The sequence below is a fragment of the Phycisphaerae bacterium genome, from assembly GCA_012729815.1.
GTDB lineage: Bacteria > Planctomycetota > Phycisphaerae > JAAYCJ01 > JAAYCJ01 > JAAYCJ01.
This window is the reverse complement of record JAAYCJ010000058.1, coordinates 1-11,144: the sequence shown is the minus strand read 5'-3', so window position 1 is coordinate 11,144 and position 11,144 is coordinate 1. Positions and strand designations below refer to the sequence as shown.

General features: G+C 63.4%; 6 protein-coding genes. 3 read left to right on the top strand and 3 right to left on the bottom strand.

The genetic code is table 11. From position 1 onward, the window contains the following. The first annotated feature begins 328 nt into the window (after nt 1–328). The 3 genes from GXY33_04395 to GXY33_04385 are packed head-to-tail and all read left to right on the top strand — an operon-like array spanning nt 329 to nt 4,737. The gene (locus GXY33_04395) at nt 329–2,809 is read left to right on the top strand and encodes a hypothetical protein (protein ID NLX04366.1); all 2,481 of its coding nucleotides are present in this window, start codon (nt 329–331) and stop codon (nt 2,807–2,809) included. A gap of 23 nt (nt 2,810–2,832) precedes the next feature. After that, the gene (locus GXY33_04390) at nt 2,833–3,621 is read left to right on the top strand and encodes a cysteine hydrolase family protein (protein NLX04365.1); all 789 of its coding nucleotides are present in this window, start codon (nt 2,833–2,835) and stop codon (nt 3,619–3,621) included. Between the two features lie 15 nt (nt 3,622–3,636). Further along, complete coding sequence (locus tag GXY33_04385; GenBank protein ID NLX04364.1) at nt 3,637–4,737, top strand: hypothetical protein; 1,101 nt, start codon at nt 3,637–3,639, stop codon at nt 4,735–4,737. A gap of 332 nt (nt 4,738–5,069) precedes the next feature. On the opposite strand, the gene GXY33_04380 is transcribed toward GXY33_04385, so the two are convergent. The 3 genes from GXY33_04380 to GXY33_04370 form a co-directional block, all read right to left on the bottom strand. Then, the gene (locus tag GXY33_04380; protein NLX04363.1) at nt 5,070–5,291 is read right to left on the bottom strand and encodes a hypothetical protein; all 222 of its coding nucleotides are present in this window, start codon (nt 5,289–5,291) and stop codon (nt 5,070–5,072) included. Nucleotides 5,292–5,392: 101 nt separating this feature from the next. Further along, nucleotides 5,393–8,683: a hypothetical protein gene (locus GXY33_04375; GenBank protein NLX04362.1), complete on the bottom strand. Its 3,291-nt coding sequence runs from the start codon at nt 8,681–8,683 to the stop codon at nt 5,393–5,395. Then, nucleotides 8,680–11,067, bottom strand: a complete 2,388-nt coding sequence (locus GXY33_04370) for a hypothetical protein (protein ID NLX04361.1) — start codon at nt 11,065–11,067, stop codon at nt 8,680–8,682. The genes GXY33_04375 and GXY33_04370 overlap by 4 nt, the downstream gene beginning before the upstream one ends. Between the last annotated feature and the right edge of the window lie 77 nt (nt 11,068–11,144).

The window sequence follows — 11,144 nt, the reverse complement described above, 5'->3', positions numbered from 1 at the left end:
TCTTCGCGGTTGCCAAGTGCGGGCCGCGGCGGAAGCCGCAGCGTGGGGATCGGCGGCTGGTGTTGCCGGAGAATTCAGTCGGGTGGAACTGGAGGCCTCCAGCAAGGAGGCACATTGTCCATGACCCACAGTGATGAGGCAGGCCCTTCCGCAGGTTCAGAGAAAGCCCCGATCATCGGATTATGTACGTTTTTCACCGGATAGTGCCTATGTAAGGCCAGAGGCTTCAGCGTATTATACAAGCTGGACAGGCTGAACCGGAGTGGATGGACAAGGAGAGGGCCATGCTCAAGGTCGGGATTGTGGGCGGCGAGGGAGTGGCGATCCAATGACGATTGCGGCGATCAGGCAGGCGGCGCCGAGGCTGTTCCGGGCGGTGGACGACGTGGATTTCCGGTACGATCCGCCGACGGATCCGGTTCGTCGTCGGATGCTCAAGCGGCTTTTGGCTGATTGCCGGGAATACGAGCCGGTTGTGCCGCCGGCTCGGATCGCCCGTCGGCCGGACAGTCCGCACCCGTTCCACCAGTTGTACATCACGTTTTACGAGGGGATGCGGGCGACCGCGTTGATCGAGAACTACAGTTTCGCCTACGCGTGGACGGGCGACCGCCGGTGGCTGGCGGCGGCCAAGCGGTGGCTTGCGGCGGTGTGCCGATGGGAACATTGCGACGCGATCGAGGAGCACTTCTATACGGCGAACCGTCACATGCACGCGTTGGCGGTCGCGTTGGACCTGCTGGAGCGGGAGTTGAGCGTCGCCGAAGAGCAGCGGGTGGTGGAGTGCCTGGCGGGCCTGATGCGGCGCTGGTGGCCGGAGGTGGACGGTCAGCGGGACAACCCGGCCGGCGGGCATCACGCGATCGTGGACAACGGGCACTTCGGGACGGCGGCGATGGCGTTGCTCGGGCGGGTGGACGAGGCGTCGTCGTGGTTGGAGGCGGTGGTGCACCGGGCGCGGGCGGCGTTGATGCCCAACGGCTGCGGAAAGGACGGCGAGGCGTGCGACGGAGTGGGGTTTTGGGGTTACGAGAATTTCTGGCGGCTTCAACTGGCGGACGCACTGCTTAATGTAACTGGAATCGATCTATACCGCGAGTTTCCGGCGACGTTTTCGCGACCGCTGCGGTGGGCGGGGTATCACGTGGCGGAGTATGCGCGGGCGCGAAGGAACGGCGAGAAGGGTGAGATGGCCATCGGTCGGCGGGAGGAAGGGCTTTGGCACGTCTCGCCGGCCCTGTTGAGGCTGGCCCAGATGGGGGGCGACGGTCGGCTTGTGGATTTGGCGTTGAGCGATTCGCGTCTTGGCGGGCTGCTGCGGTTCGGGATGGGGGTCAAAGGGAGCACGGCTGAGTGCATCGTGGCGTATGGGCCGTACGCGATTCTGTTTTGCGATCCGAAGTTTCGGGCGAGGCCTCAGGCGCCAGTGGGAACGGCACACCTGTTCCGGAACAGCGCGAATGGCCCGCAGGAGGCGGTGATCCGGCGTGGCGGGCTGGTGCTGATCGGGCGGTTTGACCCGAAGGGTCGCGGGCACGGTTGTTCGCATACGGACCTTTACTGGCGTGGGGAGCGGGTGTTCTGGGAGATCGGCAGCCGTGACTCGCAGCCGTTTGGCGGCGGCACGCGTCTGGCGGTGGGCGGGCAGGACGAATCGATCACGTCGGTGACGGCGTTGAGACGGGATGGCGGCTGCGACCGGTTCCGGGTCGAGGGGCGTCGGACGCGGCAGGAGTATTGGGTGGTGGGCGACAATCCGCCGGTGCTGGTGATGGCGGCGAGGATGAAGGATCGCGGGGTCGAACGGGTCGCGGAGCGAGGCGGGTCGTTCGTCCGGACTGACGGGGCGGACTATCTGCAATATGACGGCGGGTATTTCAATCCGGATGCGGGCAAGCTGACATTTGGGGTCCGGCTGCACGAGTCCATGAAGGGGAACCGGGAGGAGCGCATCCTGTTCCACGCCGGCTGCGGGCACGGGTGCTTTCGCGGGAATGAATTTGCCGTTGGATTTCTGGGCGACGGGCGGCTGTCGTTTCGGGCGGTGAGTCAGCAGTGGCGGGTGGTGCAGGCTTCGCTGACGAAGACGACGCTGCGGCCGGGACGATGGTATCAGATCACCGCGCGATGGGGAGGATTGAACGACCCGCAGGGCCGGCCGTTCATCGAGCTGTCGGTGGGTGATGCGCGGGTGCGGGTTTCGGGGGCCAAGGCGTTCGGTATGGTGCGGCCGGCGGGAGCGGGTCCGATGGACCGGCCCAAGACGTTTTATTGCCGTCCGAACACGTCTATCACGTTTGGGGCGGCGGTGCAGGTATCGGGCACGGGGGTGGCGTGCGACATTCGGGAGATCGACCTGGTCTGCGTGCGGCGCAAGCGGCTGCGGGTGGATTTCATTGAGTGCCTGGGTCCGGAGACGGGGTCGGGGCCGTTGGTGTGGAAGTTGACTCCGCCCGCGGCGCGTCGGGTGTCGGGCGGCTGCGCCACCGTCGGCGGCATCCGGCAACCGATGGTCTTGCGTGCGGCGTATCCGGAAGGTCTGGAACTGTCGAGGGAAGAGGTCCCTTACGCACCCAGTGGATTTGCGGCTTCGAGTCTGAAGTGGTTTCGGCAGGAGGCGTTTGAGACGGGGACGCGGCTTTTGGCGGAGGCGGGCGAAGCGAAGGCCGTTGCTTTGGTGGTGGCCGACGCCAAGGCGTCGGTTGAGGTTGGGGCGCAAGGCAACGGTTTCGAGGTGCGGGTCGGAAGGCGTACGTATCATTTTGCGGTGAAGGCGTCCGGCAAGGATGTGCTATCTCTGGATCATTGAGCATTACAGATGAGGGTCTGGCTGTGGCGAAGAAACTGAGATTTGAGACGCGGTACTATCGGGCGATTCCGCTGGACCGGGCGGGGTATGAGTTCACGGAGACGGAACTGGAGGCCGACAAGACGGCGCTGGTGGTGTTGCACTGCTGGGACATCGGCTGCGAGGGCGGGCCGGCGGTGGACAAGAACTTTCTGGTCGGGATGGGGAGTCTGGAGAGTTTTGCGGAAGCGGGGCGCATTTTGCGGGAGGTGATCCGTCCGGCGATGGACGCGGCGCGGGCGGCGGGCGTGCTGGTGGCCCACGTGGAGCATCCGAACATCTGGGCGAAGCATCGCTCGTGCGAAGCCGAGCAGGATCCGCCGCGGTCGCCGAGTTCGGACGACTATCATCCACCGGAGGCGGTTCCCGGCTGGCGGCAGCGGATCGTCGACCGGTCGCACGGGAAGGATTACGCGACGAAATCGCCGTACGCGACGATGGACCGTGCGAAGGTGGCGGCGGCGCGGGCGGACGAGCCGATGGTTTACCAGTCGGGGCAGTTCGACCGGGTACTGCGGCAGCGTGGGATCGAGAATTTGATCTATACCGGGTTCGCGGCGGACATGTGCATTCTGCGGGCTCCGGGCGGCATTGGGGACATGTTCGGTTTCGGCTACCGCTGTTATCTGATGCGGGACGCGACGGTGGGGATCGAGTTTCCCGACACAATTGAGGAGCGGATTTCGACGCGGTGGGCGATCCGGTTTCACGAGACGCACAGCGGCGATACGCTCGAGTCGAAGGACTTCATCCGCGCGTGCCGCGGAGCGTAGCGGGAAGGAGAGGCGATGACGTCGCGGGAACGGGTGCTGGCGGTGTTGGCTGGGCAGATTCCGGATCGGGTGCCGTGGATCGAGGGGATCACGGGCAACGGAATCGGATCGGCGGTGGCGGGCGTGCCGGTGAACGTTGACTGGCAGGTCGCGCCGGACGGCTTTCCCCGGCAGAGCGGGGCGGCGCTGGCTGAGGAACAGAAGAAGGTGAACCGGGCGCTGGGCAAGGACAACCTTCAGTTTTCGGCGTTTGCCCCGATTTTCGCCCACAAGATGACTCCGGCTGACGACGGGAGTCCGGTGCTGGTGGGGGACGGGATGATTCGGACGCGGGAGGATTTCGAGCGGGTGTTCAGGCTGCCCGACCCGGGGGACGCGGGTTTCGTGGCCAAGGCGCGGGAGTTTCTGGACCACAGCGAGGAGTACTGCACCTGCGCATGCGTGCGGCTTGGGATCGGGGCGACGCTGCTGTCGATGGGCATCGAGGCGTTTTCGTACGCGATGGTGGACGATCCGGGGCTGATCGCGGCGGTGCACGACGCGTACGCCGACTGGACGGGGCGGGTCGTGCCGATCATGGAGGAGCTGGGGTTCGACGTGATCTGGGCGTTCGACGACGTGGCGTTCAACTCGGGGCCGGTGTTCAGTCCGGCGTTCTACGCTGAGCACATTCTGCCCAAGGAGAGGCAGGTGGTTTCGCGGTTTTCGAAGCCGCTGATCACGCACAGCGACGGCGATATGACTCCCCTGCTGGATTCGTGGCTGGAGCTTGGCCAGCAGGCGATCCATCCGATCCAGCCGGACGTGATGGACATCGCGGCGGTCAAGGCGAAGGTGGGCGGCCGGGCGGCGCTGGTGGGCAACATCTTCATGGACGACCTGGTGCACAGGACGCCGCGGGAGATCGAGGCGCAGGTTCGCAGCCGGATCGAGACGATCGGTCGCGACGGCGGGTATATCATCTCGTCTTCCAACAGTCTGACGGATAACATGAAGGTGGAGAATGTGCTGGCGATGCGGAACGCGATCGAGCGGTACGGGTGGTACGTGAACCACCACACGCGTCAACCCGCCAAGACCACCAGCCGGAAACGACGCAGCAGACGTGAGAAGTGACGGCAAGAACCTGACGTTGGCCACGCTGCACCGGACGCCTTACGGCTGGCCGCTGCGGCAGATTCGGATTCCGCAGGCGCATCGGTTGGCCCGCGATGCGGGCGGTCCGAGACGACTGCGGCACGGAGCACGCGGAAGACGCGGAGAAAGAACAGAAAGTGAAAACTGAAAATACCGAGCAGCAAAATGTAAAATCCAGGTCCGCCACCCAGCGGCATTCTGCTTCTTCTGGCTTCTTGCTTCTCGCCGGCGTTTGCGCGTGGTCCGGGTGCTTTGTGCCGGTCTTGTACGTTTGCTCGGGGTGCTGAGAAGCTGTGGCCCGCTCGGACGGGCTAGCTTGGGAGCGGGGTGACGGGGACTTTGGCGAGGTGCGGGAGGGCGAGGGCGTCGAACTGGACCTGTCGTTTGGCCATGCGGAGGAAGCCCTTGTTCATGCCGTGGACGAAGAGTGCGGTGGTCAGGGAACGGGTGCGGAAGAGGGATTTGATGGTGCGCTTCAGGACCCAGGGGCACTCGGCGGCGCGGGTTGGCAGGTGAGTCTTACCGGGAATCACACACAATGAAACGGTGATGCCAGAGTGGGCGTGCCGCGGAAGTTCGAGCGCATCCGGCCAAGCGGGAAAGGCACGTTTTCCGCGGCGACACCCCCTACCGGCTACAGGAACCGGATACTTCGAAGGTGCTCGTCGAAGTCTGGCGGAAGCTCGGCGGGCGGCTGATGCAATTGTTCGCCCGCGCAGGCCAGGAGGTTCAGGAGCAATCGGTCGGCGGGCGGATAGGCGCCGAGGTTTTCCCTGATTTTGAAGGTGTTGAGGAAGAACCGGCCCGCGCCGAAGCGGTATTCGGCGAGCATCAGGCCCGAGGCGTAGCCCAGATTGGTGCGAATGCTGCCTGCGATCGCCTCTTTGGGCGGTTCCTGGCCGGAGAAGGCCAGATCGGGGATCAGCTCCCGGTAGTAGACGTAGTCCATGATCCCGCCGGACGGCATTCCCTGGAAGGCGGGGTGACGTTTGGTCCAGTCGTCTTTTCGGTAATATCCAAAGTCGCTGTGCAGGTCGGCCAGTTGGCCTTTCCTGGCCAGCGGGAGCCAGCCGGTTTTGTTTCGCGCTCGGGAGACGACACTGTCCTCGGCCATCAGGTTTCCCCGGCTGTCCCGGATTCTCATCCGGCACAGCGATGCCCCGGCGGGTGGATTGCGGTCGATGAGTTTAATTTCCAACCCGCCGTCGAGACTTCGGGCCGTAATCTTTCTTGCGATGGGTTTGAGCATTCCTCCGGCTTCATGCAGGATATCGAAATTCTGAAGAACCGTTCGGCCGTTAACCGTGACATCAAAGACCCGCTGGCCCTTTTTCTTCCAATACCATTCGCAAAAATCCAGTTCGATCGTATAGTCCCCCTCGCAAAGGCCGGTGAGCCGATACCCGAAATCGCCCCACAGATCATTGACGAAGTATTCCTGTTCACTCTCCGGCCAGTCCGGTAACTTTTCGGTCCGGACGCAAAGGTTAAGAGTTCCCGTCGTTTCCAAACGACCCACCCACGCGGGATTACGATTAAAAACCTCCGGTGAAAGGAAAAGGACCGCGGACCCGCGTACCATCCGCGCAGCCAGATCGGCGAAGGCGGTTTGACCGCCCGGTTCGGCGGGCTTGCTGCCGACCAGGATCAATTCCCTTGTTTTGGGTTCCTCAAACGAAAACGGCCTGACGCGAATTCCCCGCTGCGACAGCCAGGCGGCCAGTTCCGGGTCCGGGGACCATAAAACCACGTCGGTATCGATCGAAGGATACGCGGCCCTGTCACCCACGTGGAATTCCGTTTCGCCGCCGGCGGCTGCTCCGCCGTGCAGAAGCGTGGCCAGGAACCGGTATTGCCCCGAAGGTCCGTCAATGACTACATCCTCGTCGAAGACTTGAACGGCGAACGGCGGTTCGGATGTTTCCGACGGTGCGGGCAGGGTTATGGTGATCGTGCGGTCAAACACCACCTGATTGTCGGGTCCAGCGACCTGGAATCGGACCGGATAGTCGCCCGGCTCGAGGACATCTTCATTGGACAGGACCGCTTCAAGGCGAACCGTCGAACCCCGATAGATATGGACCGGCTCGACGAACAGGCACCACCGCAGGGGGGCCCGCGTATCGGCGATCGCGTCGATCACGCCGGGTTTGAGTTCCCGGAAGTTATTGATTAACCCGATGCCGTTAAAATCGGAATCCGCGATGCCGCAGATACAATGCCCGACGAGATTAGGGTTCGCCCGCAGGGCATTGCCGCCGATCCCGCGGAGTTTGGCCATGGTCCGGTGGCTCTCGGCGAAAAAGTCTTCCGGCCGGGCCCAGCAGTCCTGGAGTTGCCATTGCGTCCAATCGGCTGTGAACAGGCGGTACTGATCGGCGTAATAGCGGGCGTCGTCGCCGTGCATGGCGTCGAGGTTTTCGAAGTGCCGCAAGAACCGCGGAAAATCGATCGCTCCGCCCGTTCCGTATTCGGAAAGGAACACGGGTTTCTCCGGGGCGCCCAGGGTCCGCAATTTGCCGATGATCTTTTCGGTGTGCGGAACATTCGGGTAGTGGTGCTCGTCGCGGAAGGAATCGTCCCAGTCCGTCGCGCCCGGATTGCAGAAGGACCCGATGGTAAAGTCCTGATCGAACCGGCCGGAATTCAGCATGACCATGCGGGAATCGTCCAGCTCGCGGATCAGCGGCAGCACGGTGGTGCCGTGGCGAAACAGCCGGCCCTCGAGCGTTTCGTTGAGCACGCCCCAGATCACGATGCTCGGATGATTCCGGTCCCGGCGGATGATGTCGGTCAGCGACCGGTTGAACCAGGGTTCGAGGTTCTCCGAATCCCGCATCATCCAGCTTCCGTAATGCTCCTGGTAGACCAGGATGCCCATTTCGTCGAACACGTCCAACTGGCGGGGCGTCGTGGCCCCGAAGACCAGCCGGCAGGCGTTGAATCCCATCATCTTCATCGCCAGGGCGTTTCGCCGGATGTAATCCGGGTCGTGCGGCACCCGGTAGCCGACCGGGTAGAGCACCAGGTCCAGCGGGCCGCAGAGGAAGATCCTTCGCCCGTTGAGCCGGAAATAGCCGTTTTCGAACCGGAAGTCCCGAAAGCCGCATCGTGTGGTCTTTTCATTGAACTCGCTCGGATCACTCGTCCATACGCGAGCGGAAGCGCGGTACAAGTATGGATCGTTTAACTCCCAGAGCCGCGGGGAGTCGATTCGCAGTTGCATCGTGATGAAGGTATCGCCCGGCGGCAATTCCCGATTTTGCAGGACACGATCCAGCGTATGGCCCTCCGAGGCCGGTGCAAGGGTGCATTGGATAGAGCCCTTGATCTTCGTCCCGCCGCTGTTTCGGATGTTTGCCTGGATGGCGACGGTTCCTGTCGTCGGATCGGGTTTGGCGTACAGGTCCTCGACCCAGACCGGGGGGACCGCCAGCAGTTCCACCGAATCGCAGATCCCGCCGGCATTGTAGACCCGACCGGTCGACAGCGGTTCGGTCTTGCAGCCGTGCGGCGTGTCCAGAAGATTGATCCCGTCGATCGGCTCGAGGGTCGGATTTAAAACCCGGACCGCCAAGATATTGTTCCCCTTCGTCCGGACGGCATCGGTCGCATCCAGCGTGAAGGGGTTTTCGCCGCCGTCGTGGCTGCCGAGGAAGACGCCGTTGAGCCACACCTCGGCCCGGTAATCCACGGCCAGGAACCGGAGCAGAACCCGTCCCTCCCGATAGGGATTCGGCATCCTCTGAAACTCCCGCCAGTACCAGGCGACACCGTGATAGCCGGGGAAAACGCCCTGGATGACCCAGGGGACTCTCGTCGGCTTGGCGTCGGGCGTCGGGGTGTTGAACCATTGGTGTTGTCGGCCGATATTCCGCGGGTCGATGGCGATGAGCCATTGATTGCCGTTCAGCGAGACGTTCATCGCGAGGAACTCCTTGGATTTGATTCCCGGCGGTAGACGACCAGGGCGGAAGCATGCGGCTGGTTCAGACGGATGTCAATCCCTTTGTTCATCAGGGCGCTTCCACGATGGCGCTGATCGGGGTCTTTCGTCGAGAACTTGAGGCGGTAGTAGGCGCCGGGACGCAGTCCTCTGAGTTTGACGTTCAGCACGGGGTATGGGCAGGTCTCCCGTCTAAAGGCGAGAAGCACTCCCGATGCCAGATCGGGCCGGTCGAACTGATAGGCCAGCCAGACGTCGGAAGCCAGGCTGTAGTTCGTCAGCGGATAGTAGTCGCCGCGGTAGTAGTCGCGGATGGAGCGGGCGATGGCAAGGTGTTTCTTCAGCCAGGCGGCGGGGACCGCCTTGTGCTCCAGGCCGGGGATCTCGCCGACGAGGCCGGCGCCGACGGTGCTGTGAAAATCGTAGGTATCGCCCGGCCAGCGAAGTCCGATGGCGTGCACCGGCAGCCACCAGGACAAACCGTGGGTCTGGGACTGCGAGCCGTCGGAATGGTAATGGGGATGTCCAGGCCAGTCGGTTCGCCAGAGGGGAACCGTGCGGCTCAGGGCTTCGAAGTCCAGGCGCTGACCGCCGGAGGAGCAGTTGTCGATGATCAGGTTCGGGAACCGGCGGCGAAGGTCGTCCCAGAAGGTGTAGACCCCTTCGATATGCCGGATTTCGGCGATGCCCTGGCGGTCGGGGCGGTCTTTTTTTCGCCAGAACTCCAGGGGATCGACGTTGGAATCGTGGCGGTAGATGTCGATGCGTTGGCTCTCGATCATTCCGGCGATATGGTCGGTGATCCAGCGGCGGGCGGCTGGGTTTCCGAAGTCGAACAGGAAATACGGCGTGTTTTTCAGGCTCGTCAGCCAGCCGGGATGGTCGCGGCGGATCTGGCTGCCGTCGCAGGCGCGTTCGGGATCGAACCAGAGGATCATTCTCTTTCCGTGTCGGGCCAGCAGCGAGGTCAGCGGTTCAAGTCCGTTGGGATAGAGCTTCTTGTTGAAGGACCATGTGCCGGCCTGGGGTATCCAGTCTTCCATCTTTTTGCAGTCGCCGTACCAGCCGGCGTCGATCCAGAAGTGCTCGAAGGGGACCTTGTGCTTCAGGAGAAGCTTGATTTTGGCGATATGATCCTTCGTCGCGACCATGCCCCACTGGCCCATGGAGACCGGCAGAGTCACAGGCCGGCCGGACTGTTTCGGGGTGTGGCGGGCCAGCATGAACCGGCGGAAGAGGTTATGGGCCCGCAGGGCCTCGCCCCGCCAGAAGAATAGGAGGATGCCCGGCGTGCGGATCTCCTCGCCGGGATGCAGCTTCAGGTGCGTCCGCTCCATTCCCGCCCGGACGGTCAGCCCGGTCCCCGCGTCGCGCTGGAACGTCGCCGACCACTGGCCGCTCCAGCCGACGCCGAGCAAAACGCCCCCTTCCGGCATCTTGAGGTTCATGAATGGGAGGTCCTGGCCCGAGGAACGTCCGGCCTTGCCGGAGAGGACCACGCGTTCCGACGGCCCGACCGGTTGGTCGATTGGTTCGAAGTCGCGGGCCTCGCAGTAACTGCCTCGCGACCGGAAGAGGGTCCATTCCTCCTGGCCCGCCGCCCGATGGAGCACCGTGTCCAGCGCTTGGATGTCTTCCAGGATGGGCGTGTCCTTTCGGCCGGTGTTTTTGAAGTAGACCGTCCATTCGACGGCTGGGAAGTCATGGTATTGGATCATCCGCAGGGTGATTTGCAGGCCGGTCCTGGGATCGACGCGAGTCCCGGTGTGCGCGGTCCGTTCCGAATCCAGCCGCTGGGAGGTCACGGTTAGCGGCCAGGAATCTAAAAGGGCGTGCGATTCGGCGTTGCCGTAACGGAACGAGCAGGGGAAGCCCGGCGTTTGGTCCGGCTGGACGCCGGAAAAGGGAAATTCATCCAGCCAGAGCGTTTTGCCGTCGGCCAGCGTGACCTGCGCCATGGCCCAGTCGGCGTGGCCCCAGTTTTGTTCGCCGCGGACATGCAGGACGAACTCCGTTGCCCCGTTCAGCGGAACCCGGATCGGGATTGCCTTTTCCCCGCCGTGGATGTGTCCGGACCGGTAGCATTCGCAGCCGTCCGTCTCGACGAGAAACTCGATTGCCGCCCGCTGTTCGCTGATCGCCGGATTCTGATCGCGTCCGATCGCAGCGGTGAAGAGAATGGCAGGGGCGGGCAGCGTCACCGCGATCCGGCTGACGGCATGCGTCGCGAGTCCGCGGGTGAAGGTCCGCTTGCCGATGGTCATCGGGCAGTTCTCAATGGAGCGATTGCGGCGGCAGAACCCCCATCCCTGTCGGAGCACTTTCAGTTGCCCGAATCGCTCCGCCTCGGTGGGTGCGGGCATTGAGAACACCTTTCGAACCCATTGCGCACAGAGGGAGCTTTCTTCCGCGGTTGGCTTGAGAATAGACATAGGAGTGC